The organism is Rhizobium sp. BK456, from assembly GCF_014194045.1.
In the GTDB taxonomy this organism is placed as follows: domain Bacteria; phylum Pseudomonadota; class Alphaproteobacteria; order Rhizobiales; family Rhizobiaceae; genus Rhizobium; species Rhizobium redzepovicii.
Map to the genome: position 1 here is coordinate 42427 of NZ_JACIAO010000009.1, position 24372 is coordinate 66798.

27 protein-coding genes are annotated in these 24372 nt (G+C 60.7%); 10 read left to right on the top strand and 17 right to left on the bottom strand.

Annotated features, from left to right (window positions below; translation table 11 throughout):
- Window positions 1-34: 34 nt before the first annotated feature.
- Genes FHX03_RS23675 through FHX03_RS23690 form a run of 4 tightly spaced genes read right to left on the bottom strand, consistent with a single transcriptional unit; the run spans window position 35 to window position 4171 of the window.
- Window positions 35-592, bottom strand: coding sequence for a GNAT family N-acetyltransferase (locus FHX03_RS23675; protein ID WP_183855713.1), 558 nt, complete (start codon window positions 590-592; stop codon window positions 35-37).
- Window positions 589-1788 (bottom strand): M20 aminoacylase family protein, encoded by a 1200-nt coding sequence (locus FHX03_RS23680; RefSeq protein ID WP_183855714.1) that lies wholly within the window; start codon window positions 1786-1788, stop codon window positions 589-591. Before FHX03_RS23680 ends, FHX03_RS23675 begins: the two co-directional genes overlap by 4 nt.
- Window positions 1789-1805: 17 nt before the next feature.
- Window positions 1806-3155 carry an LLM class flavin-dependent oxidoreductase gene (locus FHX03_RS23685; protein ID WP_183855716.1) on the bottom strand — a complete coding sequence of 450 codons (1350 nt, stop codon included), beginning with the start codon at window positions 3153-3155 and terminating at the stop codon, window positions 1806-1808.
- Window positions 3156-3178: 23 nt separating this feature from the next.
- A complete protein-coding gene (locus FHX03_RS23690) occupies window positions 3179-4171 on the bottom strand; it encodes an LLM class flavin-dependent oxidoreductase (RefSeq protein WP_183855718.1) in 993 nt (330 codons plus the stop codon).
- Between the two features lie 218 nt (window positions 4172-4389).
- Between FHX03_RS23690 and FHX03_RS23695 the strand changes: the two genes are divergently transcribed.
- Entirely contained in the window at window positions 4390-4671 is a 282-nt protein-coding gene (locus FHX03_RS23695; protein ID WP_183855720.1) for a type II toxin-antitoxin system Phd/YefM family antitoxin, read from the top strand.
- Entirely contained in the window at window positions 4671-4994 is a 324-nt protein-coding gene (locus tag FHX03_RS23700) for a type II toxin-antitoxin system RelE/ParE family toxin (RefSeq protein ID WP_183779902.1), read from the top strand. Before FHX03_RS23695 ends, FHX03_RS23700 begins: the two co-directional genes overlap by 1 nt.
- Before the next feature lie 42 nt (window positions 4995-5036).
- Here the strand turns inward: FHX03_RS23700 and repC are convergent, their stop codons facing one another.
- From repC to FHX03_RS23725, 5 genes are all read right to left on the bottom strand, one after another.
- The gene (gene repC / locus FHX03_RS23705; RefSeq protein WP_183855722.1) at window positions 5037-6341 is read right to left on the bottom strand and encodes a plasmid replication protein RepC; all 1305 of its coding nucleotides are present in this window, start codon (window positions 6339-6341) and stop codon (window positions 5037-5039) included.
- 199 nt (window positions 6342-6540) lie between these two features.
- On the bottom strand, window positions 6541-7530 hold the full coding sequence (repB, locus tag FHX03_RS23710; protein WP_183855724.1) for a plasmid partitioning protein RepB: 990 nt from the start codon (window positions 7528-7530) through the stop codon (window positions 6541-6543).
- Complete coding sequence (gene repA / locus FHX03_RS23715) at window positions 7527-8744, bottom strand: plasmid partitioning protein RepA (RefSeq protein WP_183855726.1); 1218 nt, start codon at window positions 8742-8744, stop codon at window positions 7527-7529. Before repA ends, repB begins: the two co-directional genes overlap by 4 nt.
- Window positions 8745-9034: 290 nt before the next feature.
- Complete coding sequence (locus tag FHX03_RS23720; RefSeq protein ID WP_183779910.1) at window positions 9035-9211, bottom strand: hypothetical protein; 177 nt, start codon at window positions 9209-9211, stop codon at window positions 9035-9037.
- A gap of 513 nt (window positions 9212-9724) precedes the next feature.
- Entirely contained in the window at window positions 9725-10810 is a 1086-nt protein-coding gene (locus FHX03_RS23725; protein ID WP_183855940.1) for an ROK family protein, read from the bottom strand.
- Between the two features lie 123 nt (window positions 10811-10933).
- On the opposite strand from FHX03_RS23725, the gene otsB reads away from it, so the two are divergent.
- The 7 genes from otsB (at window position 10934) to FHX03_RS23760 (ending at window position 17828) form a co-directional block, all read left to right on the top strand.
- The gene (otsB, locus tag FHX03_RS23730) at window positions 10934-11713 is read left to right on the top strand and encodes a trehalose-phosphatase (RefSeq protein WP_183779926.1); all 780 of its coding nucleotides are present in this window, start codon (window positions 10934-10936) and stop codon (window positions 11711-11713) included.
- Window positions 11714-11912: 199 nt separating this feature from the next.
- Complete coding sequence (locus FHX03_RS23735) at window positions 11913-12797, top strand: helix-turn-helix domain-containing protein (protein ID WP_131711086.1); 885 nt, start codon at window positions 11913-11915, stop codon at window positions 12795-12797.
- Between the two features lie 261 nt (window positions 12798-13058).
- Complete coding sequence (locus FHX03_RS23740; RefSeq protein WP_097626321.1) at window positions 13059-14123, top strand: sugar ABC transporter substrate-binding protein; 1065 nt, start codon at window positions 13059-13061, stop codon at window positions 14121-14123.
- 68 nt (window positions 14124-14191) lie between these two features.
- A complete protein-coding gene (locus FHX03_RS23745) occupies window positions 14192-15013 on the top strand; it encodes an ATP-binding cassette domain-containing protein (RefSeq protein ID WP_183855727.1) in 822 nt (273 codons plus the stop codon).
- Window positions 15010-16269 (top strand): sugar ABC transporter permease, encoded by a 1260-nt coding sequence (locus FHX03_RS23750; protein ID WP_183855729.1) that lies wholly within the window; start codon window positions 15010-15012, stop codon window positions 16267-16269. The genes FHX03_RS23745 and FHX03_RS23750 overlap by 4 nt, the downstream gene beginning before the upstream one ends.
- Before the next feature lie 25 nt (window positions 16270-16294).
- Entirely contained in the window at window positions 16295-17023 is a 729-nt protein-coding gene (locus tag FHX03_RS23755) for an SDR family oxidoreductase (RefSeq protein WP_183855731.1), read from the top strand.
- 40 nt (window positions 17024-17063) lie between these two features.
- Window positions 17064-17828 carry an SDR family NAD(P)-dependent oxidoreductase gene (locus FHX03_RS23760; RefSeq protein ID WP_183855733.1) on the top strand — a complete coding sequence of 255 codons (765 nt, stop codon included), beginning with the start codon at window positions 17064-17066 and terminating at the stop codon, window positions 17826-17828.
- Window positions 17829-17870: 42 nt separating this feature from the next.
- Here the strand turns inward: FHX03_RS23760 and FHX03_RS23765 are convergent, their stop codons facing one another.
- Complete coding sequence (locus tag FHX03_RS23765) at window positions 17871-18266, bottom strand: VOC family protein (protein ID WP_183855735.1); 396 nt, start codon at window positions 18264-18266, stop codon at window positions 17871-17873.
- Between the two features lie 77 nt (window positions 18267-18343).
- Window positions 18344-18772 (bottom strand): tautomerase family protein, encoded by a 429-nt coding sequence (locus tag FHX03_RS23770; RefSeq protein ID WP_183779944.1) that lies wholly within the window; start codon window positions 18770-18772, stop codon window positions 18344-18346.
- 119 nt (window positions 18773-18891) lie between these two features.
- Between FHX03_RS23770 and FHX03_RS23775 the strand changes: the two genes are divergently transcribed.
- Window positions 18892-19491, top strand: coding sequence for a TetR/AcrR family transcriptional regulator (locus tag FHX03_RS23775; protein ID WP_097626106.1), 600 nt, complete (start codon window positions 18892-18894; stop codon window positions 19489-19491).
- A gap of 98 nt (window positions 19492-19589) precedes the next feature.
- Here FHX03_RS23775 and FHX03_RS23780 read toward each other — a convergent pair whose 3' ends face one another.
- From FHX03_RS23780 to FHX03_RS23805, 6 genes are all read right to left on the bottom strand, one after another.
- Window positions 19590-20597 carry a sensor histidine kinase gene (locus tag FHX03_RS23780; protein ID WP_183779947.1) on the bottom strand — a complete coding sequence of 336 codons (1008 nt, stop codon included), beginning with the start codon at window positions 20595-20597 and terminating at the stop codon, window positions 19590-19592.
- Window positions 20597-21301: a response regulator gene (locus FHX03_RS23785; RefSeq protein ID WP_183779949.1), complete on the bottom strand. Its 705-nt coding sequence runs from the start codon at window positions 21299-21301 to the stop codon at window positions 20597-20599. Before FHX03_RS23785 ends, FHX03_RS23780 begins: the two co-directional genes overlap by 1 nt.
- Window positions 21301-22845, bottom strand: coding sequence for a DUF4153 domain-containing protein (locus FHX03_RS23790; protein WP_183855737.1), 1545 nt, complete (start codon window positions 22843-22845; stop codon window positions 21301-21303). The genes FHX03_RS23785 and FHX03_RS23790 overlap by 1 nt, the downstream gene beginning before the upstream one ends.
- The gene (locus FHX03_RS23795) at window positions 22824-23012 is read right to left on the bottom strand and encodes a hypothetical protein (RefSeq protein ID WP_097626110.1); all 189 of its coding nucleotides are present in this window, start codon (window positions 23010-23012) and stop codon (window positions 22824-22826) included. Before FHX03_RS23795 ends, FHX03_RS23790 begins: the two co-directional genes overlap by 22 nt.
- Window positions 23013-23286: 274 nt before the next feature.
- A complete protein-coding gene (locus FHX03_RS23800) occupies window positions 23287-23475 on the bottom strand; it encodes a hypothetical protein (RefSeq protein ID WP_183855739.1) in 189 nt (62 codons plus the stop codon).
- Between the two features lie 148 nt (window positions 23476-23623).
- Window positions 23624-24331 carry an Ig-like domain-containing protein gene (locus FHX03_RS23805; RefSeq protein ID WP_097626111.1) on the bottom strand — a complete coding sequence of 236 codons (708 nt, stop codon included), beginning with the start codon at window positions 24329-24331 and terminating at the stop codon, window positions 23624-23626.
- Between the last annotated feature and the right edge of the window lie 41 nt (window positions 24332-24372).

The window sequence follows — 24372 nt, forward strand, 5'->3', positions numbered from 1 at the left end:
GCTTCCCTTTTATGATTGTCGGTCTTTGCCGCTTTCAGAAATTTGCGCCGGCCACGCGCAGGCGCGGTTCGGCATCTTCATGCGCAGGCTCAGCGAGATGGGTGATGTCCTTCTCGAAGGGCAGGCTCTTGTAGATCTCTGGATCGGCAGAGGTGTCGAAGAGAGCGGTGTAGCCGTAGTTCAGATAGAGGCCGACGGCTTCGGGCTGGCGAAAGCCAGTCGTCAGGTAGATGCGGCCATAGCCCTGGCGGGCGGCCTGGGCCTCCAGTTCCACCAGCACCTTGCGGGCAAGGCCCTGACGACGCAGATCGGAGCGCGTCCAGATGCGTTTGAACTCGGCCGTGCCTTCGTCATAATTCTTGAAGGCGCCGCCGCCGATGGTCTCGTCATCACGGACCAACAGGAGAAAATTGCCGTGAGGCGGCGCAAAGGCTTCAGGAGGATAGCGGTTTAGCTCGGCCGCAGCCCCTTCGGCATTGAAATAGTTGCCGTAGCGGCTGTCATATTCGTGGATCAATTCATCGATCAGCGGCTTGGCGCGCGGGTCGAGAGGGCTGGTATAGAGAAACGTATCGCTCATATCGTTCATCACCCCTTGTCATCAGTGAGGAAGGTTTCGGCGAGCCGCACCCAGTAACGGGCGGCGGGCGCGATGATCGCGTCGTTGAAATTATAGTGGGCGCTGTGGAGAGGAGCGCTGTCGCCATTCCCGACGAAGAGATAGCTGCCGGGATTTGCCTGCAGCATGAAGGCAAAATCCTCGCTCGCTGTCCTCGGCCGGAAATCCTTCTCGATCGCCGCGGGGCCGAGTGCGTCGTCGGCGACGTCGCGGGCAAAGGCCGTTTCATTGGCGTGGTTGACCAGCGCCGGAAAACCGAGCCGGTAGTTCACCTCCGCCACCGCGCCGAAGCTTTCGGCCTGGGCGCGGGCAAGGGCTGGAATGCGCTCCTGCAGCAGCTGGCGAACCGTCTCGCTGAAGGCCCGCATGGTGAGCTTCATCTCCACGCTCTCGGGGATGACATTGGAGGCGGAGCCGGCATGGATCGAGCCGACGGTGGCAACCGCCATATCTTGCGGATCGACATTGCGCGAGACGACGCTTTGCAGCGCGGTGATGAAGGAGGCGGAAGCAAGCACCGGATCGACGGCACGGTGCGGCTCCGCGCCATGCCCGCCCTTGCCGACGATTTTGACCACCGCCTGATCGACCGAGGCCATAGCCGGGCCGGCGACGAAACCGAACTGGCCCGCCGGCACACCCGGCCAGTTGTGCAGGCCGAAGACCGCATCGACGGGAAAGCGTTCGAACAGGCCTTCCGAGATCATCTTGCGGGCACCGGCGCCGATTTCCTCAGCGGGCTGGAAGATCAGCCGCAGCGTGCCGCTGAAATTGCCGCTTTCGGCGAGATAACGCGCGGCGGCGAGCAGGATCGACGTATGTCCGTCATGGCCGCAGGCATGCATGACGCCGGGATTGCTGCTGGCATAGGCAAGACCGGTCGCCTCCTCGATCGGCAGCGCATCCATGTCGGCGCGAATGCCGATGCGCTTCTTGCCTTCGCCGCGCCTGAGGGTGGCGACGATGCCGGTGCCGGCAATGCCCGTCGCCACCTCATAGCCCCAGGAGGAAAGGCGGGAGGCCACGAGCTTGCTGGTCCTGAGTTCCTGGAAGGCAAGCTCCGGATATTGATGCAGATCGTGGCGAAGCGCGATGATCTCGTCGAGATAGGCGGCGATGCCCTTCTCGACCGGATCGTTGCTGCGCGGGTTCCGAGCGATAGTGTCCATGGCGGTTCGCCGGCGCCTCAGGCGCCGACAGCCCTTCCCTGATCGAGCTGATCGGCGCCGGCCGCATAGCGGCTTTCCCGGAAGGGCAGGCCTAGATGATCGCGCAGCGTCTCGCCCCTCAGGACCGGATCGAAATAACCGCGCGCCGTGAGGATCGGCATGACATGTTCGGCAAAATCGTCGAAGCCCTCGGCGATAACGGGGAAGCCGAGAATGAAGCCATCCGCCGCACCATGGTCCACCCAGCGGATGATCTCGTCGGCGATATGTTCTGCCGTACCGATGAAGGCGGTGCGGGGCGTCGCGGAATCGAGCGCGACCTGGCGCAGCGTCAGGCCTTTTTCCCGCGCCGTTCTTTTGATCCGGTCGGTGGTGGCACGGAAATTATTCCTGCCGATATCACCGAGTTCGGGGAAAGCCTGATCGAGCGGGTAGACGCTGAAATCATGGTGATCGAAGAAGCGGCCGAGATAGAGGAGTGCCTCTTCGATCGTGACGAGATTGCGGATCGTCTGATATTTGGCTTCCGCTTCCTCGGCCGTCTTCCCGACGATCGGGCCGATGCCGGGATAGATGCCGACTTCGGCTGCCGGGCGCCCATGGGCGATGACGCTGTCCTTCAGCTGCCGATAGAAGCCTCGAGCCTCTTCGAACGGGCCGCTATTGGTAAAGACGGCGTCTGCATGCTTGCCGGCAAGCCTGACGCCGGAGTCCGAAGCGCCGGCCTGGAAGACCACCGGTTGCCCCTGCTTCGAGCGGCCGATGTTGAGTGGTCCTTCTATGCGGAAAAAGCGGCCCTTGTGGTTGAGGCGGTGCATCCTGGTCTTATCGGCATAGACGCCGGTTTCGCGATTGCGGACGAAGGCGTCGTCATCCCAGGAATCCCACAGGCCCTTGATCGCATCGATATAGTCCTCGGCGATCTCGTAGCGCAGTTCATGTTCGGGATGTTCTCGGCTGTAATTGCGCCCCGAACCCTCGAGCGGCGAGGTCACCGCGTTCCACCCTGCCCGGCCGCCGCTGATGAGATCGATCGAAGCGAACTGGCGCGCGATGGTGAAGGGATCGCTATAGGAGGTCGAGACTGTGCCGACGAGGCCGATTTTCGAAGTCGAGGCCGCAAGCGCCGAGAGAATGGCGATCGGCTCGAACCGATTGAGGAAATGCGGGATCGACTGCTCGTTGATATAGAGCCCGTCGGCGACGAAGGCGAAGGCGATGCCGGCCGCCTCCGCCTTGCGCGCCGTCTTGACGAAGAAGTCGAAATTGACGCTGGCATCGGCTGGTCCGCTTGGATGCTTCCAGGCATTCATGTGACCGCCGGGACCCTGCAGCATGATGCCGAACGTGACGTGTTTCTGAGCCATGGGATCGATCTCCTTGAAAAGGGTCAGGCGACGAGGGAAAGCCGCTCTTCGGCGAGCAGCTCGATGGAGGCCAGGCGCTCGGCGACCGAAAGCGCCGGCGTGTCGAGCACGAATTCCTTGACGCCGTAGCGGCGGTGAAGCTCGTCCAATTCCTTGCGGATCTGCTTTGCCGTGCCGTGCAGCACGCTCGGCACCTTCTCCTCGATGCGGTAATCGGTGACGCCAGCCTGACGGGCAAATTCGGCCGCCTGCTCCTCGCTGCCGACATTGACGGTCTGGCCGTTCGGCAGGAATACCTTGACGATGCGCAGATGGCCGATCCTCTCGCGGGCGTAGTCCTCGCTTTCGGCGGCAAAGGCTGCGAGCGCCAGGATCGGCCGCTTGCCGCCGGATGCCCGCTCATAGGTCTCGAAGGTTCTGCGCAGATTGTCAGGATCGCCGTTCAGGTGCCCGGCAAAGACCAGTTCCCAGCCCTTCTCGGCCGCCAGTTCGGCGCTTTCGACGCTGGCCCCGAGCAAGAAACGATCGGGCGCCGTCGGGGGGAAAGGGGTCGCCTGCGCACCGTCATAATTCGGATCGGCGGCGAGATAGGTGTTGAGATCGGAAAGCTGGCTTGCAAAATCCGGCTTCCTGGACGGATCGACGGCGAGCTGTAGGGCGCGCGTCGACAGCGGAAATCCGCCCGGCGCCTTGCCGACACCGAGATCGACACGGCCGGGTGCAAGCGATGCCAGAAGATTGAACGTCTCGGCAACCTTATAGGCGCTGTAATGCTGCAACATGACGCCGCCGGAGCCGATGCGGATCTTCGAGGTCCTGGCAAGAAGATAGGCGATCAGCGCCTCCGGCGCGGAACTCGCCAGATTGGACATGTTGTGATGCTCGGCCACCCAGAAGCGGTGATAACCGAGTTCCTCTGCGCGGGCGGCAATCTTGACCGTTGCCCGCAACGCATCCGCGGCGGTGAAACCCTGTTCAATCGGGCTTTTGTCGAGAAGGCTGAGGAGATAGGCCATGAGATCACGATCCGCTCGCTGGTTGCAAAGTTTAATCTATAAAATCAGTAGACAAACTTCGTTATAAGAAATGGCATTCTCTTTCGCAGAGGTTGCGTGAAAAAAAGCGGCGGTGCCTGAAAGGGAAGTCGGAGGCTCGGGTTGCAGCCCGGTGTTCAAAGGGCTTCTTTCAATCGACCATTTGATGATCTATATTCTGGTCGAAAGGGAGCAACCGCATGAAGTTGTCAGAACAGGTGAAGCCCATCAGTTATCTCAAGGCGCATGCGCCGGAGATCATCCGAACGCTGAAGGACAATCCGCAGCCGGTCGTCATCACTCTACACGGCGAGGCGAAAGCCATTCTGCAGGATGTCGGCCAATATGAAGAGACACAGGAGACCCTAGCGCTCCTGAAAGTGCTGGCGCTGACCAACCGGCAAGTCGAGGAGGGCAAACTACGCCCTGTTGCCGAATCCTTCGCACGTATCCGCAAACGTCTGGCCGACAGCCAATCCTGATGTCGTATCGTGTTCTTTTCGCCGAGGATGCGGAACGCGACATCGAGGATCTCTATCGTTTCATCGTCCGTCGCGACGGCGCCGAGACAGCCGAGCGTATTCTGGCGGAAATCGAAAGCGCATGTGCCGATCTCGCAGAGTTCCCTGCCCGTGGCAATATTCCGAAAGAGCTCACGAGTATCGGCATTACCGAATATCGGGAGCTGCATCACAAGCCCTGGCGCATGATCTATCGCATCATCGGCACTGACGTCATCGTCTACTGCGTCGTCGATGGACGCCGCGACATGCAGGCTTTCCTGGAGCGAAGATTGATCCGCTGACATTCGACATATCGACATTCAGCGTCTCCCAACCCTCGCTCCTTATCCAGCTTTTCGGCCGGCCGGCGCGTTTGCCCGCAGGAGTGCCATGAGCATCGGGCCAATCGCGAACTCTCCCTTTTCGCTTCGCCGCGTCAGGTCGCGGAGATAACCACCGGCCGAATTGATATGGCCGCCGCGCTCCAGGATGCATGCCATCACCGTCGCGGCATTTTCCGGCCCCATTGCATTTGCCGCCTCCTCGTAGGCTGACGGACTGACGCCGAGCATCGATCGAACGGTCACGGCTGCGGCCATCAGGTCTCGCCAGTTGCGAATTTCGCCATTCGCCCCGTAGGCAAGGATTTCAGGGCAGGCCTGCAGAACCAGGCCGAGCGGGAAGGATTTCAGCCCGCCGGCATCATCGCGCGCTCCGAGCCGTCGACCTTGCCTCACTTTCTGCCTGCTCGGATGGGCAATTTCGCCCCTCCCCTCTTCCAGCGTCACGGCCCCTCGCCCATTGTCTTGCTCCGGCGTTGCGCCCTGCTTCGTTTCGAAGCTTGGTTCAAGTTCAGGGGTAGATTCGGAGTTTGAATTCTGTATGTGACGCTCGATATAACCGCCATTGCCGCGCTGTTTTGCAGATTTCATTCGAATTTCCAGCTGCTTAAGGATCTCTGCCCGAAGCGCGGTCAACTCATCCAGCAAAAGTTCAAGCTGTGCGGTCGTCGGCGACCGGGGCAGCCCCTCGACTAGATCCCGAAATTCCAGGTAGAGGCGCTGCCAATCCCCTTGAACGTCTTCTTCGACGGCGGCCTCGATCAGCTTGGCGATATCGCGGCGGCAAAGCGTGATGCGTTCGCGCAGCCGCTGGACATGCAGCCGTTCGGCCATTACTTCAGCCGCCAGCCGCTCGATCTCTTCGGCGCGGGCAAGCAGCGGCGCCAGCGAGAAGCCGAAGGCCTCATTGACTTCCCCTGCCCTGTCCCTGCGGACATACCGCTTGCCGTTGGGGCTGTCCTTGCGCAGCAGAAGCCCTGCCTCGACGAGTGCCGCAAGATGCCGCCGGACGGTCTGTTCGGCCATGCCATGCGTCCTCAGCGAAAGCTGGATGTTCGACGGGAAGACGATCAAGCCGTTTTCCTGCGCCAGCTCGTTCTTGGGATAAAAGCTCAATAGCGCATTGAGCACGGCAAGCGCCCGATCGCTGATGCAGAGCAGCGGCTTTGCTTCGCACAGCGCACGAAACAGTTTCCATTTATCGACCGACTGGTCAGGCTTGATCTCACCTGCCATGACCTGGCTTGCGAGCATGCCAAGCGTCATCGACCGCCGCCCGAAGGGCGTCGTTATACTTCCGGTTTCCATCTCTTCCACCTCAACGAGGCAAAAGAAATCCGCTCGCCAAAACGGCGCCAAAAACTCTTGACAGCGATTCTCGGAAGTGCGATTCTCGGAGGTGTTCAAGACTACGAGGAAAGCTTCCGTGACGGTGACGTTCGGGGGCTTTTTTCTTTTGCGCGTTATCTCCTATCCGAATTGTCAGCTGACAATCGGTCTAACTGCCTCATTTTCCCTCATTTTCCTCTTCGAACTCAGCGGCGAGGCCAACCAACCGCTGAGCCAGGAATTCTGAAAACGCCGCCGATTTGACGGAGATGCGAAAGGTCTTCCCGGAGCGGGTCACCGAAGCAAGCTGCGTGCCGCCTTGGGTCCGAAGCGTCTGCTCGTCCCGCTGCGGCGCGCTCTTTTCTTCAAGCGCCTTCCAGATGGCGTCGAAGCGGCTATTGCTCTCCAGGGTTTGGAAAGCTGCGGCGCCGATTGCGGCCTGCGCCTTCTTCTGCCCGCCGGCCCCCCTGAATTTCTCGGCAAAGGCCAACCAGCGCGGCCGCCCGACCTTGGGCGCCGGACCGATGGCCAGAATGATCTCGGGGTCGATCGTCTGCGCCACCTGCAGCAGCCTTGACGTTTCCGGCTTATCCGTCGCCAGCGCCTGGGCAATCATGTCGCGGTTGAAGCCATGTTCATCCATGCGTCGGGCAAACAGCGCCCGTTCGATGAAGCTCAAGTCGACCCGCGGGCCGTTTTCCTGACCCTGTGCGAGGATCAGTTCTTCATCCGTCAGCTTGCGCACCACAGCTTTGATCGGAACCCCGATTTCCGCCGCCGCACGCAGACGCCTGTGGCCGTAGGCGGCCTGGTAATGCCCGGCCTTGACAGGGTCCGGCCGCACCAGGATCGGAACCTGCTGCCCGCTTTCCTGGATCGACTGCTTCAGCCGCTCGAACTCGGGATCCTGGTCGACCGGGATGCGGTCGCGGATAAAGGACATTTCCACGGCAGCCGGATCGATCTCCAGCACCTTGTCGCCGGAGGCGAGCGATTCGCGCAGCGCCTTGGCGGCCGCCGCTTCCTCACCCAATCGTCCGAGCGACAGGTTCATCGCCTTGACCGCGCCCGAGGGCCGATGCGGCAGCGGCGCGCTCTGCGCATCCGGCCGTGCCGGCTCCACGGCGCCGACCATGCTTTTCAGGATATCGCGACCTTTTGGGCTCATGTCCTGCTCCATGCACTGCGAATGAGTCGCTCGACCTCGGCATTGACGTTGTCGACGGATTCGACGCCGCGGTCGTAGGTCTGGCGATGCATCGTCTCGCGTCCCGCCTCGTAAATCGTCTGCTTGGACAGGCCCGCATCCGAAACCGCCGTCGACTTGACCATCATCGAGGTCAGCACACGCTCACCGAACAGGCTGCGCAGGAAGGCGACAATCTGCGCCTGTGGGCCATCATTGGCCTCATAGCGGGTGACGAGATAGCGCATCCAGTCGTAATCGAGATTGCCGCCGGCCTCCTTGACCACGGACAGAAGGTCGGAGGTCATCGTCAGGAACTGGTTCATCGACGCGACGTCGAGCATCTGCGGATGAACGGTAATAAGCACGGCCGTGGCGGCGCAGAGAGCAGACAGCGTCAGGAAGCCGAGGGTAGGCGGGCAATCGATGATGACGACGTCGTAGTTCTCTTCCAGCGAATGCAGCGCATTGCCGACCCGCATGAAGAACATGTCCTTGTCGTCGCGGTTGGTGTCGGCCAGGGCCTTTGGAGTATCGTGTTCGAACTCGTGCAGTTCGAGATTGCCGGGGATGAGATCGAGACCGGGGAAATAGGTCTGGCGGACAATGTCGGCGACGTCACGGCGTGTCTCGTCATATTTGATGGCGCCATAAAGCGTCTCGTTTTCACCGACGTCGAATTCCGGCTGATAGCCGAGCATCGCCGACATCGACGCCTGCGGGTCGAGATCGACGGCAAGCACGCGATAGCCGCGCAGCGCCAGGAACTGCGCCAGATGGATGGATGTCGTCGTCTTGCCGGAGCCGCCCTTGAAATTGGTGACAGCGATCACCTGCAGATGATCACCCGGCCGGCGCATCGGCAGGTAGGAAGGTTTGGTGCGCCCGAGATGCTGGCGCATCGCATGGATTTCCTCAAGCGAGAACACCCGGCGGCCGGATGCCGTCTTTTCGGGATTGATGGTTTCCAACTGGGCGGCGAGGTGGCGAACATAGCTGTCGGTGACGCCGAGCAGCTTGGCGGCCTCGGTACTGCTGAAGCGCCGCAGCGATTTGCGGGCGTCGGGCGAAAACAACCGCTCGAACAGCACTTGGAGCTGGCTGCTGAGCATCGTCGAATCCTGGGCAATCGTCTCGTCGATCGAGACTTGACTCGCTCTCCTGGCTTTCTCAACAATCGCGGCCTTGGTCGGCATTCACGCAAATCCTGATAAATCGGGTAATTTTGCGCAAATGATCGTGAGTCTGGCAATGACGTCAAGCGTTTTCTTGGTTAGCGAATGGATAACAAACCGGATTCGACAGAAAAATCATGTGCAATTCCGGAATCTTAGCGCTGTTGTCAGCTGACAACAGCGGCCGTCTCCACATCCGCGGAAGCCAGCCTTCAAAATATCGCGACATACTCGATGCGAGTCGGCATCGGCGCCGACTCACCGAAGACGGATTTCTGTCACTGAGCGCAGGCGGATTAGCAATCAGTCTCTCATTTATAGGCGGACGCATGGTACAGGTTTTCGGTTTCCGGCCCGCGCACGGGTCCATTGCCGGAAGACTTGTCGTTTGCATCCTGGGTTTCAGGATCGCGGCGTGACGGGGCAAGGCCGAGCATTTGTTCGAGACGACCGGCGTTGAGCGGAGCGCTTATTCCCTTGAAGTTCATAATCCATCTTTCGTCTGCGCATGGCTTGTTTAACGCTGCAGAGATAAGCGCAATTTGAACCCGCCGAGAACAACCCGCCGGCGTTATCACCATCTTTTCCGACGTGAAGGAGAAAAGGGGAGGGGGCTCCATCCTTCTGCCGCCGCCCCGCATGCGGCATCCGAAGCACGCTGAAGGTCTCGGATCATATGTCAGCCTGACATATCGGCGCTGAGCGCGAGGCGACGCCGTGCCGGTCACGATAACATGCAGATCCCACGGGACAGGCTAGGCGAATCACATCTCGGCGGGTATCCTCGACAGCGTTCGCACCGTTGCGATGTGCAGATCTGCTGCCAGCCCAACCCGATTTGATTTCCATATTCGAAAAGCCAAACCTTCCTGACGGAACTTATGGGTGGATTTGCTTCCGTCTGCGGAAATCCTCGTTGTTTACCTGTTATTTACCATAACGCGCAACAACGCCTACCGAGCCTATGATTGGCGGCGTAGCGTGGAGGTAGACGCTGAGACTTATCGCGCCTTCGTTGTCTCGCGATTGGTAAAATGCGCATTGCCCAGGCCCGTACCGATTGTCAGCACGGCCCATCGCGACACGTCAGTCATAAAAGGGATTTGCGACAATCCCTGCACGACGGCGTCGTTGTGCATCATCACGAATGTGCTGTCGTCGCCGATTTCAGGAATGGCCTTCATCAGCGCGGCGGGAAGGTTGAAGCTGTCGCTCTCCCAGTTTCCCCCCGGCAGGTTCTGCCCGCCGCGTTCGATGGAACCATCGGCTTTGATGATGCCGGGGCAGGCGATCCCGATGATCGGCGCGGGCTTGAGATTGGCCTTCTCGGCTTTGCCGATCAGATCCTCCAACATCGCGGCCAGCCTCTCGATGGTTGCGGTGCGACTTGGCTCGTCGTCGGCGTGACGCCAGATCGCTGATTCCCAGACGCTCGCATCCGCGAAGTTCGGCACGTCGTCCTTTCCGAATTTAACGACGCCGGCGCGAACATTGGTGCCGCCGATATCGACGGCTAGGATCGCCTCGTGACCTTTGAACATCCAGCGCGGCATCAGGTGGACCGCGCCGATCAGTCCGGCCTCGTCAGGGTGATGAACGATCGGTACGACCTCGACGTCGATACCGGCCGCCTTGAGGATGACCATGGTCCTGGCGATCGTCAGCTCGCCAAAACGGCTCTGCCGGAAGCCACCGCCGACGACGATCCGTTCGGTCTTCACCCAGCGCTTATCCTTCAGGAACTTCCCAATCACATCGGCAAAATCCTGAGCGAAGTCCTCCACCGCCCCCATGACCAATGCCGCTGCCTCCATATCGTCGCCCTTCAGAAAGGCATCGATCTTTTTCTTGGAAAGCTTCGCCGTCGCGGTCTTGCCGATCGGGTCGTCCCCGACCTTGCGGACACGTTTTCTCCAGTCGTCGAGCTTCATTTGAAAAGTCTTCTTGTTGGCGTTGTCGCCAACGAAACCATCCTTGTCACGCAGTTCGTTGTTGTAATCGTCGATCGTCACCAATGGCAGCGTTAACGCGCCATGTGCCAACGGGGCATTGACCTCATCACGGGGCTCGGAACTGCTTTTGGCCATCAAAATACCTTCTGCGTGGCGAGGGCTGGAACGGGCGGCGAGATACAACGCGGACTAGCCCCGGATGTTCCGGCGTCCGAAACCTCACCTTGTCCTCGTCGACCCGTGACCTAGCTTCAATCATTGCAGAGTTTGGAGAATGCCGTGCAGGACGACGCCGCTACCCAGGAAATGCTTTCACTGGTCTTGGAAGAACCGGAACGCTGGGCGATGTTTCTCGACATCGACGGAACGCTGCTCAATCTCGCGCCCACGCCGGATGCGATCGAAGTACCGGAGGCTCTTCCCGCACAGCTTCACCGCCTGTCGAACAAGCTCGGCGGCGCCTTGGCGCTGGTCACCGGACGATCGCTTGCCTATGCGGACGCGCTGTTCAAACCCTTTGCATTTCCGACGGCAGGCCTTCACGGCGCGGAAATCAGAAGTGCCGCCGGGATGCACACGCTCGAGGCCAGTCCCGAATTTCAGGCGCTGAAGCACGCCCTGACCGAGGAAGCCGAACACTATCCAGGTGTGCTGATCGAGGACAAGGGCGCGGCCGTTGCCGCCCATTATCGGCTCGCGCCCGAATATGAAAAAGTGCTCGAAGAGCGCATGCATCACTATGCCAAGGTCGCCGGGCCGAACTGGGCGCTACAACTCGGCAAGATGGTCTTCGAGCTGCGGCCGGCGCGCTCAAGCAAGGGCGATGCGCTGGAACGTTTTTTTCAGTCCGACCCATTCAAGGACCGCTGCCCGATCACCATCGGCGATGATCTGACCGACGAGTCGATGTTTGCGATCGCCAATGCTCGCGGTGGCGTGTCGGTGCGTGTCGGGGCGATCGGCGCCCCGAGCTGCGCAACGAGCCGGCTGTCTTCGGCGGCATTGGTCAGAAACGTTATTGCCGCTTTGGCTGCCTGATCCGACTTGAACGATACCCAATGTGGGTTGCGGTTGCCTTTTGCATCGACTGCGCAGCATCAATCATCAAAAAAGTATCAGTTTTGACCGGGAATCGTGGTGGCGGGCTTGAAACGAGCCCACTACACTCGCCTTCAACAATAAAGCCAAAAGGGAATTTGGCGTGCGGGCTTGGAACCCGTCCTCGGAGGAGGAAACAATGGAACCTGACTTGGAAGTCGTTCAGATCAGGCCGGGCGAATCCTTCGCAACGAAGGCGCATGGCTATCCCTACCATACGGTTCGCTGGCATTTTCATCCGGAATACGAACTGCATCTCGTGGTGGCGACAACCGGACGCTATTTCGTCGGTGACTTCATCGGCGAGTTCGAACCGGGCAATCTTGTGCTTGCCGGCCCCAATCTTCCCCACAACTGGATCAGCGACGTCCCGAAGGGGTCGAGCATTCCGCTTCGATGCCAGCTCATCCAGTTTAGCGAGAATTTTATCAGCGACACGATGAAGGTGCTGGCCGAGCTTGGCCCCTTCGAGCCGGTGCTCGAAGCGTCGCGCCGCGGCGTGCTCTTCGGCACTGACACCAGCCGGCAGGTGGCGCCGCTGATGAACGAGGTGCAGCAGGCGCAGGGCGTGCGCCGCATCGAGCTCTTCATGATGATCGTCGGCCTGCTCAGCCGGGCGCAGGATGCCCAGCTTCTCGCCAGCCCAAGCTATCTGCCCGATCCGTCCGGCTACATGTCGGCCGGCATCAACAAGGCACTCGCCTATATCCGGGAGAACCTGACGAAATCCTTCGACGAAGCCGATCTCGCCGGCATTGCCGAACAGTCCACAGGCGCCTTTTCACGCGCCTTCCGCCGGCATACCGGCATGTCGCTCGTGCAATATGTGAAACGCCTGCGCATCAATCTCGCCTGTCAGATCCTGATGAGCGACGACCACGCATCGATCACCGATATCTGCTTCGAGGTCGGCTTCAACAACCTGTCCAACTTCAACCGTCAATTTCTCGCGGAAAAGGGCATGACGCCTTCCCGTTTCCGGCGGTTGCTGGGTGACAATATCAACGTGGCGAAGGCGGCTTGAGGAAGCCGCACAGGCACGGTTCCAGGGAGTAGAAAGCAACGGTCCGCCGAAGACGGCGATAGGGAGGACGAGGAGGAGGAACCAAAACCGATGCTGATTTGAACGCGAGCGCGCAACGCGCGGTTCGCGAGAGGAGACGCTTGCCCTCAGAAAACAGCAAACCGCCGGGACAAGCGTGGTGGGTCGTTCAACCGAACGGCAGCTACAGACACTGCAACGAACGAAGCTACACAATTTTTCCAATGGGAGGAGACGGAAATGATGAAATTCTCGACAAAAGCGGCAGGCGCCGCGGCACTTGCCCTTTCCCTGCTTGGCGGGACGTCCGCCTTTGCGCAAAACGCCGTTGCGGATGCAACGGTCGCATTCCTCATGCCCGACCAGGGCTCGACCCGATACGAAGAGCATGACCATCCGGGATTCGTCGCGGAAATGAAGAAGCTCTGCGCATCCTGCAAGGTTCTCTATCAGAATGCCGATGCCGATATCGCCAAGCAGCAGCAGCAGTTCAACTCGGCCATCACGCAGGGCGCCAAGGTCATCGTGCTCGACCCGGTGGATTCGGCAGCGGCCGCCTCTCTCGTTCAGCTCGCCCAAAGCCAGGGCGTCAAGGTCATCGCCTATGACCGCCCGATCCCGAAGGGCAAGGCCGATTTCTACGTCTCCTTCGACAACAAGGCGATCGGCAAGGCCATCGCGGAATCGCTCGTCCAGCATCTGAAGGCGAAGAATGTGCCGACCGATGGCGGCGGCATCCTGCAGATCAATGGTTCACCCACCGATGCGGCCGCCGGGCTGATCAAGGACGGCATTCACGAGGGTCTTGCCAGCGGCGGCTACAAGACGCTTGCCGAATTCGACACGCCGAACTGGCAGCCGGCGAACGCGCAGCAATGGGCGGCCGGCCAGATCACCCGCTTCGGTAAGCAGATCGTCGGCGTCGTCGCCGCCAATGACGGCACCGGCGGCGGCGCCATCGCCGCCTTCAAGGCAGCCGGCGTCGATCCCGTGCCGCCGGTGACCGGCAATGACGCGACGATCGCCGCGCTGCAGCTGATCATATCGGGGGATCAGTACAACACGATCTCCAAGCCGAGCGAAATCGTCGCCGCGGCTGCGGCAGACGTCGCCGTCAAGCTTTTGGCAGGAGAAACGATCAAGGCCGAAATGACGCTTTACGACACGCCGGCGCAGCTCTTCGTCCCTGCCGTCGTCACCGCCGAAAACCTCAAGGCCGAGATCATCGACAAGAAGATCAACACCGCCGAGGAACTCTGCACCGGCCGCTATGCCGACGGCTGCAAGAAGCTCGGCATCACCAAGTAATCGCACCAAAGGGGAAGCGCGGCCGGACGCCGGCCGCGCTTCCGGTTTTCATTTCGGAAGGCCAGGCGATGTCTGAAACCTCTCAAATTCCTGACGGCTCCCGCCAGCCTGTTCTCAGCTTGCGCGGAATATCGAAACACTTCGGGGCCGTGTCGGCGCTCACCGATATCGAACTCGACGTGTATGCCGGCGAGGTCGTGGCGCTCGTCGGCGACAATGGCGCCGGCAAATCGACACTGGTCAAGATCCTGGCCGGCGTGCATCAGCCGAGCTCGGGCACGATCCTGTTCGAGGGAAAGCAGGCAAATCTGTCGAGCCCGAGTGCTGCCCTCGACCTCGGCATTGCCACCGTCTTCCAGGATTTGGCGCTGTGCGAAAATCTCGACGTCGTCGCCAATATCTTTCTCGGCAAGGAGCTCAACCCCTTCCAGCTCGACGAGGTTGCCATGGAGATCCGCGCCTGGAAGCTTCTGAACGAGCTTTCGGCCCGAATCCCCAGCGTGCGCGAGCCCGTCGCCTCGCTCTCCGGCGGACAGCGCCAGACGGTGGCAATTGCGCGGTCGCTGCTGCTCGAGCCGAAACTGATCATGCTCGACGAACCCACGGCAGCACTTGGTGTCGCCCAGACCGCCGAAGTGCTGGACCTGATCGAGCGCGTGCGTGAACGCGGCCTCGCCGTCATCATGATCAGCCACAATATGGAGGATGTGCGCGCGGTCGCCGACCGCATCGTTGTCCTTCGGCTCGGACGCAACAACGGCACCTTCATGCCCGATGCTTCCAATGAAGAGCTCGTCAGCGCGATCACCGGCGCATCCAACAATTCCGTCTCCCGCCGCGCCACGCGCCGCAAGGCGCAAAGCCGAGAGAACGAGGAGGGCAGGGCATGATGAAGACCTTGCAGAATGAACCGGCGGCACCCGCACTTCTCGACCGGCGCGACGAAAGAGTGCGCCATGACGATAGTCTTGCCGGCTCGATCCGCGCCTTTTGGGATCGCATCCGTTCCGGCGACCTCGGCTCGCTGCCGGTCATTGTCGGCCTGGCGATCATCTGGACGGTATTCCAGGCGCTCAATCCGGTGTTTCTCTCCAGCGCCAATCTCGTCAACATGCTGTTCGACTGCTCGACGGTCGGCGTCATCTCGCTCGGCATCGTCTGCATCCTGATGGTCGGCGAGATCGATCTTTCGGTCGGCTCGGTCAGCGGCTTCGCCTCGGCGCTGGTCGGCGTCTTCTGGGTCAATCAGGGCTGGCCGGTGGTGCTCGCGGTCCTCGCCGCGATGATCGTCGGCGCCCTGATCGGCTCGCTCTACGCCTTCCTGTTCAACCGTTTCGGCATGCCGAGCTTCGTCTCCACCCTGTCAGGCCTGCTCGCGGTTCTCGGCCTGCAGCTCTATGTTCTGGGAGCGACCGGCTCGATCAATCTCCCCTATGGCTCCTGGCTGGTGAATTTCGGGCAGATCATGGTCATGCCGGACCCTGTCGCCTATCTGCTGGTGGCGCTTGCCGGCATTGCCTTCTTTTTTGCGAGCTACCGCACGTCGGCGCGCCGGCGGGCAGCCGGCCTGTCGGCGAAATCGACGGGCGGATTGCTTCTGCGTGCCGTCGTCATCACCGTCGCCCTGGAAGCGGTTGCTTTCTACCTCAACCAGTCGCGCGGCATTCCCTGGATGTTCGGCCTCTTCGTTGGGCTCGTCGCCGCCATGAACTATGCGCTGACGCGCACCAAATGGGGACGCTCCATGCAAGCCGTCGGCGGCAACAGAGAGGCCGCCCGCCGCTCGGGCATCAATGTGTCGCGCATTTATGCGAGCGCCTTCGTCACCTGCGCCCTGCTTGCGGCGACCGGCGGCGTGCTTTCGGCGGCGCGGCTGGCGACCGCAAGCCAGCAGGCCGGCACCGGCGACGTCAATCTCAACGCCATTGCCGCAGCGGTCATCGGCGGCACCAGCCTGTTCGGCGGACGGGGCAGCGCCTATTCGGCGCTTCTCGGCATCATCGTCATCCAGTCGATCGCCAGCGGGCTGACGCTCCTCGATCTGTCGTCATCGCTTCGATACATGATCACCGGCGCCGTCCTCGCCGTCGCCGTCATCGTCGACTCGCTAGCCCGCCGATCGCGAATTTCGCACGGCCGCGCTTAACCACTTGAGAAAACAGAGGAAGAAAATGGGACAGGATCTGTCTGGAAAAGTCGCGGCCGTCACCGGAGCGGCATCGGGCATCGGCCTGGAATGCGCCAAGGCCTTGCTTGTCGCCGGCGCTCGGGTCGTGCTGGTCGATCGCAATGAGGAGGCCTTAAAGGAAATCTGCTCTGCGCTTGGCGCCAATGCAATTCCGCTGGTCATCGATCTCACCGACCCGGAAGGTGTGGCGCGGATGATGCCTGAGATCCTGACGAAGGCGGGCCAACTGGATATTTTCCACGCCAATGCCGGCTCCTATATCGGCGGCGAGGTGCTTGGCGGCGATCCCGACGCCTGGGACCGGATGCTCAATCTGAACATCAACGCCGCATTCCGTTCGGTGCATGCCGTCTTGCCGCATATGGTCGAGCGCAAGACCGGGGATATCATCCTAACGAGCTCCGTCGCCGGTCTGGTTCCCGTGGTATGGGAGCCGATCTACACAGCCTCCAAACATGCGGTGCAGGCCTTCGTCCATACGCTGCGGCGGCAGGTGGCGAAGCATGGCCTGCGCGTCGGGGCGGTCGCGCCAGGCCCCGTGGTCACCGCTCTTTTGAGCGATTGGCCGCAGGAGAAGCTGGATGAGGCACTTGCCGCCGGCGGCTTGATGGAGCCGAAGGAAGTGGCCGAAGCGGTGCTCTTCATGCTGACGCGCCCGCGCAACGTCACAATCCGCGATCTCGTCATCCTGCCGCAGAGTACCGACATCTGATGAACGCTCGTCGCTTTCCCAAAACCAGAAAGGGACCACCATGATCTTCGATAGATTTCGCCTGGACGGGCAGGTGGCGCTGGTAACCGGCGGCACGCGCGGCATCGGGCTTGCGATCGCCGAGGCCCTCGGCGAGGCCGGCGCCAAAGTTGTCATCACGGGAAGGGCCCGCAATGCGGCGGCGGTAGATCGGCTCGCCAAGGCCGGTGTCGATTGCGATTTCATCGTCGCCGACCTGACGAAAGACGATGCTGCCGACGCGCTCGTCACGGAGACGCTGTCACGGGCGGGCCGGCTCGACATCCTCGTCAATAATGCCGGCATCGCCATTCATGGCGACAGCGGCGAATTCGCCGATGCCATTTGGCGCGAGATCATGACCGTCAATGTCGACGCTGTCTTCCGCGCCTGCCGCGCGGCACTCGCTCCCATGCGCCGCCAGGGCGGCGGCGCCATCCTCAATATCGGCTCGATTTCGGGCATCGTCTCCAACATTCCTCAGAACCAGGTCGCCTACAACGCCTCCAAGGCGGCGGTTCATATGATGACCAAGAGCCTGGCGAGCGAAGTCGCCGCCGAGAATATCCGCGTCAACGCCATCGCGCCTGGCTATATCGAGACCGATCTGTCGCGCGGCGGGATCGATAACCCCGACTGGTTCCCGACCTGGCGCAACATGACCCCGATGGGACGAGTCGGGCAGCCGGAGGAGGTTGCGGGCGCTGCCCTGTTTCTCTGCTCGGCGGCGGCAAGCTATGTGACCGGCGAAGTGCTTGTCATCGATGGCGGCTATACCACGCGGTGATGAGCGGACACGAGGCGGGAGGGCGCCCGCCGCTGCATATGCTCAAACGAGACAATCGAGCATCCACTGGACGCCAAAACGATCGGTGAGCTTGCCGTAATAGCTCCCCCATGGCTGGACCGCCAGCGGCGTCGTTATCCTGCCGCCTTCGGCCAACTGGGCGAAGAGCTCCTCGGTCCTGTCGCGGTCATCCATGATCAGCATATGGGCGGAGCCTCGCATCGGCTCGGCATCGTGATTGTCGGAGGCGAAGAACAGAATGCCGGGTCCTTCGAAACGCGCATGCATCAGCTTGCCCCTCATGGCTTCGCTGGCAACGGGCATTCCATTTGCGCCCTGACGTTTCAATTGCGTGACCCGGCCAAGCCCGCATTCGGCATAAAAGGCGAGCGCCTCCTCGCAGCCGGTGGAAAAGAACAGATAGTTGGCAAGCTGCATGGGTTGGCTCCGTCGCGCCGCCGGATGGCGGCGCATTGCTGTGTCAGGTTTGAGGTTTCGCACATCCGCCGCCAACGTTACGACGCGGCGGCCGCTTGCTGGATGGCGCCGACGAAGTCGGCATTGCTATAGCTGTCGCCGGCAATTCCCCACGCTCCCTCGGGAGCATAGACGATGTTCGACCATATATGCTCTCGCTTGAGCCGGCCTTCGGCGGCCTGCTCGACGACATCGGCCGCTTTTTCGATAAAGGCCTGCTTCGCTTCAGCGCTCGCCAGCGCGACCTCCGGCAATTTAAGTTCGACGAATGCTGCGGCGATCGGCTTTCCCGCCGCCAGCACGTGCTCGCGCGGCAGCACGTTGATGGTGCCGATGACATTGGCGGTCATGAAGGCGTTGCCGGTCAAACCGGCGACATCAAGCAAAGCGTCCGTCAATCCGGCGAAGGCTTGCGCCTGAGCCTCCGGCGAGAGCAGGCCCTCCGGCACGGTGAGTGTGATAGGCATCCGATATCTCCCTCTTTGAATCGTGACCGTTTCTGATATACCGATCACTCTTTATGCATACACACCGGTCACTCTCTTAGCAAGCAATAAAGAGAGATTGCTCTCTAAATGAGGTTTTCATGCGTTACAGCGCCGAACACAAACTGGAAACCCGGGCCCGCGTCATCACAGCCGCGGGCCAGGTCTTCCGCAAGGACGGTTATGGCGGCGCCGGAATCGACGCGCTGACGAAGGCCGCCGGCGTGACGAACGGCGCCTTCTACGGACATTTCAAATCGAAGGCCGAAGCCTTTCGCACGGCCGTGCTGGAGGGGCTCCAAGATCTGCGGCAGGGAATCGCCGCGCTGAAGACCAATCAGCCGAAAGACTGGCTGCCGACATTCGTCAGCTACTATCTCGGTTATAAAAGAACATGCGATTTGGGCGAGAGCTGTGCTCTGCCGAGCCTTTCGCCCGACGTGATGCGCGCGGATGATGAAACGCGAAGCGCCTATACGGCGGAGATCAAACGCCTCGTCGAAGAAGTTGCCGCCGGCCTGCCGGAGCACAAGATGGAGGGCGGATCCGAAACAAGCCGGGAAGATCAGGCGATCCTGCTTCTCGCCACGCTGAGCGGCGGTGTCACCCTTGCGCGCGCCGTTTCCGACCCGGCGCTGTCCGAACGCATTGCAGATATCATCGCGCAGGCGGCGTTGACGGCAATAAAACCGCACAACTGATCCGCCTACTTACGAGCCTGCGGTCGGCATCAGGTCCAGAAGGTCAACGTGGGAACAATCTTCAGGCACAAGTGAACCTCTTCCCAATCATAAGGGAATTACACGGGTATGGTGATTTCGAACTCGGCGCCTGCGCCGGCCGTCTGCAGCAGGCGGATCGTACCGCCATGGGCGCTCAGCATGGCGCGAACGATGCCGAGACCCATGCCGGTGCCGCCTTGTTCGCGGCGGGTTGAAAAGAACGGCTGAAAGATACGTTGGCGATTTGCCTCGGAAACACCGCCGCCGTCGTCACGGACTAAGATAACGGTTGCCCGGGCATCCGCCGACACGCTCAGTTCCAACAGCGTGGCGCCTTGCTGAAGGGCATTCTCGGCGAGATTGGCAAAGACGATACCGGCTGCTTCCCGGGGAAGAGCAACCGATGTCTCCGTATCGCCTTTCCCGGAAATATAAAGGGCGGGGAATTGCCCGCGCAGTGCGGGCAGGATATCCGAGATGTTGCTTTCGCCCTCGGCTACCGGGGTTTCCGCTTGCGCAAGTTCTCTCAGCCGCTGCAACAGCGCATCGAGCCGGGCTGCATCGGCGACGATATTATCGAGAAAGTGTAAACGCTGCGCTTTCGTCATCGGCCTTTCGGCATCGTCGTCGCGCAAAAGCTCCGCTGCACCGCGAATGGCCGTCAGCGGCGATTTCAGTTCGTGGGAGACATGTGCGGCGAATGAGCCGACATATTCGGTGCGATCGACCAGTTTTCCGGCGAGATCGAGGAAGCTTTGCGACAACACTGCGATCTCGCGCGTTCCGTAGCTTTCGAGCGGCCGGATTGCTCCCTTGCCGCCGCGGGCAATCTCTTCCGTGCGGGCGATCAAGGCGTCGATCGGGCCGGTGATGGTGCGCGTCAGCACATAGGCAATAGCGAGCGTCAGCATGGCGACAACCGCGAGAGCGACGATTTCCGCCGGCGCCATCCGGTTCGAACTCGCCTCGACCGCGCGAAACCAGATGACGATTAGGATCGGCAACGCCATGACGGCGAGAAGTACGACATAGACGATCAGCGCCAGCGTCGGGCGCCATTTCGTCCTGACTTTCGGTGCCGGCATCAGGCCTTCCTCCCGCTTTCACTGCCGAGTTTGAAGCCGATGCCGTGAACCGTCGCGATGATCCCCTGGCCGCCCGCCGCCAGGAACTTGGCCCTGATGTTGCGGATATGGCTGTCGATCGTGCGGTCGGCGACGTAGGTTCCGGCGCCATAGGCCGCCTCCATCAGTCGTTCGCGGCTAAAGACCATGTCGGGGCGTGACAACAATGCGTCCAGGATGGCGAATTCGAGCACCGTCATCGAAATGGCGCTGTCCCCGAACATGACCGTCCTGCCTAGGCGATCCAGGCTGAGCTCGCCGGCGACAAAGATGGCGCGGCGCCTCTCAGGCTCCGCTTCGTTGCCGCTGCGCTTCAAGATCGCCTTGACCCTGGCAACGAGTTCGCGCGGGCTGAACGGCTTGGTGACGTAGTCGTCACCGCCGATTTCCAAACCCAGCACTCTGTCGATCTCCTCGTCGCGCGCGGAAAGAAACAGGATCGGCAATCCCGATGTCTTGCGGATCTGGCGGCAGACCTCAAGACCATCCATATCCGGCATGCCGATATCGAGAATGATCAGATCGATGCTGCCGCGGCGGAAGGCCGCCATCGCCTCGGTGCCGTTGCGAACGGCCGTCGATATCAGACCGGCACGCTCAAGAGCGAAACAGATCACATCGCGGATGTGAGGTTCGTCATCGACGACAAGAATGCGGGGCGCCATCAGCGGTCCGGTGTTGGTTTGTCCTGCTTGTTGTCATCGTTCTCGTTCTCTCTTGCAATGGCTGCAGGAGATAGAAGATAGGTCTCCAGCCGTGCAGACCGAAAGGTCCAGCTCCGCCAGTCGCGCGGCTGCATCTCAAAATGCCTGACGAGGTAAAAGCGAGCGGTCACCGCTTTGCTTCTTTGGTCGATCAGGTGGCTCGGCAGCTTCTGGAGATAGAGATCGAGCGCCGGAATGACGGAGGGACCGAGCGAGGAGAGATAAGAGAGGTCGAGCGGCAGACCTTCCTGGCTGATCTCCTGGCTGTGGGCGACATTGAAACGGGCGATGAATGCCGAAAAATCGACGAAGGAACTGATGTAGAGAACCAAAAGCAGGGAGGCAAGATTCGCAGCGACCAGCCACTCATTGGATCGGTTGAGCAGAATGCGCAGCAGGATTAAGACAAGGCCGATGGCGACGATACCCATCCAGAGACCGGCGGCGACACGCAGTTCTGTCAGCGAATAGACCTCGACATAAAGTCCAAGCCGCAGCATCGAAGACAGGCAGAGCAGGACATTCTGGCCGATCCAGGCTTGAACGAGGCCGCGGATCAGCGCGCTATGATCACCGGGCCCGCCGCGCCGCATGGCGACGAGGACGAAAGCTGCGGCAAGAAGTGCTGTGGCAATCAGCGGATAGGCGCCGCGATGGGCATATTCGGCATGGCTCATGTGCTCGGGCAGATCTGCGCCGCCCCAGAGATAGACGAGATCGAGAAGCGTCTGCACGGCAAAGATCGCGTTGAACAGGATGAGCGACCGCAGCAGCGAAGCATGACCGAACGGCGCATTCCTGGTGGGCACCATCATGAACGGCCGGCCGGCCGGCGGCCTCTTGGTGCGACGCTCCAGGCGCGGCCGCAACATCGCCCAGACGACAACGGCTGTTATCATCCAGAAGCCGATCCGCCAAAGATCGAGAAACTGCAGCAGAACGGCAAAATCAATACTGCGTAGCGCGATTTCAATAAGCGGGTTCGCAGTTGCAAAGAGGGATACGAAGACCGCCGCGAGGATGAGCGGCATGATCCAGAGGCCGACGCCCTGTCGGACCATGGTGAAAGAGAAACGTTTTCCCGGTGTCGCAAGAGACTTCCTGATATCTTCGGCAAGCCGCAGGGGAATGACGAGGGCGAAACGGAAGAATACGAGGGGCAGGGCGGGCAGGCGGCGGGGGAGGAGCCTGGCGCTGATGAGCGCAACCGACATTAGCGCGCCGAGGCAAAGGGCAACACCAGTCAGCGAAGGCGATTCCACTAGGGGCGCCGACGCCAGAATCGAAAAGCTGAGCAGGAACGCCGCCATCGAAAGCCGAGGTCTCCTCCTGGCCGAAAGCAGAATGCCCGCGAAGACGGCGAGCGCGAAAAGGAAAAGGTTTATCCCGAGTTCCCGGCCAAAAATCAGAAAATCCGCAAATCCCACCAGCGCAAGCAGCGCGACAGTTCGGCCGCTGCCGCGTCTGGTTGGCATCGGTTCTGTCAAAGTATTGGCTGTATCCATTGCTGTTCCTCTTGCGGATGCTGCGTTTCGATCACGATGAGCCTGCTTCCCAACCTCGCCGCGGCAGGCGAGTCTTGAGGCTCCTGTGCAAGCCACCACCCGTCATTGCGCAGGCGTTCCGGCAAAGCTGGGGATGGGTCGCCCGGCTGGATGTCGTTCGTGCTCATGGCGGAAACATCCCGCGCCGGATTGCAGATTTTGTGCAGAGGGTGAGGAGCAATTCAGGAATCTTCGGGGACGTGAAGATACGGAAAGGCTCACGGCCGATCGTGAAGACGCCTTGTCATTCGCGCTTGTCGGCAGGCGCTGCCCATCCGCGTGGGATGGCGCCGTGCCTTTTCAGCATGCGGAGTCGCGGGCGTTACCCCGTCACGCAATGTCTGACAGCCTCGTTCGCCGACGAGTTAGCTGTGCCAGAAGATGAAAGGGAATAGACAAGGCTCATCTGAATCGTGGTGCGCGCTTGGCATTGTGAAGCAGTTCGCAGGCTGTCGCGAATGGCCCGAAAAGTTTGAGCAACAGCGCCTGTTCCTCGGCGTCTATCCGATGGCGAGCGCAGAACTCGGTTACCGACCAGACTTTCGTCAGATCATCGGTCTCAATTTGCTTGGGTTCGATGTATTCGGTCAAGGGCGTGTCCTCCGAACTTCGAGACTACGCTTCCCCGGCATTTATAAGAACTAGCTAAAAAGAGTTAGGCCCAGCCGAATAGGCCAAGTATACGAAAACGCCCGCCGATTGCACGGCGGGCGTCATGTCACAAGACTATCGCAACTGATCAGGCGATATGAGCGTCGGTGCCGGTGATGTTGAGCGTCACCTTGGCAGTGTCCGTGTGGCCTTCGCCGTCGGAGATCTTGTAGTAACGGAGAACTTCCGTGTAGGTCTGACCGTCATTCAGATCCGTGTTCAGGTCGTAGGTGAACGTGCCGTCCGACTTGACATGGAACGTGCCGTAGGTCCCGGCAACGTCGGTTACAGCGTCGGCAGTGCCGTCTACCTTGGTGGTCAGGAACTGGCGGAGGAACATCTTGCCGTTGTCGCCGGCAATGTCGTTATCCAGAACGTTGCCACCAATGGCATGGCCTTCGGTGAAGTTGTAGACATCATCAACCGCGATCGGCTTGACCTGGGTTACGCCCTGAATGTTCAAGGTGAACAGGCCGACGTCGGTATGACCGCTGCCGTCGGAGATCTTGTAGGAAACCTTTTCCTGGTACGATTCGCCGTTGGCGAAGCCGATCTTGGCAGCATCGCTCAGGACATAGGTGTAGCTACCGTCCGGCTTGACGAAGAACGTGCCGTAGTCGCCATGGATCTCGGTGATCTGGCTGTTGCCGCTCTTGGCGCCAACGGTCTCGCCGTCGAAGGCGCGCAGGAACAGGTGGCCGTTATCGGATGAATCGTTGGAAAGCAGATTCCCGGAAATTACGTCAGTTTCTAGAAATGTTGCACTATCATCGGTTGCGTGTATCGGCGAAGCCATCGCTCTCTCCTTAAATTATTATGGCGGGTCAGTTTTGACCT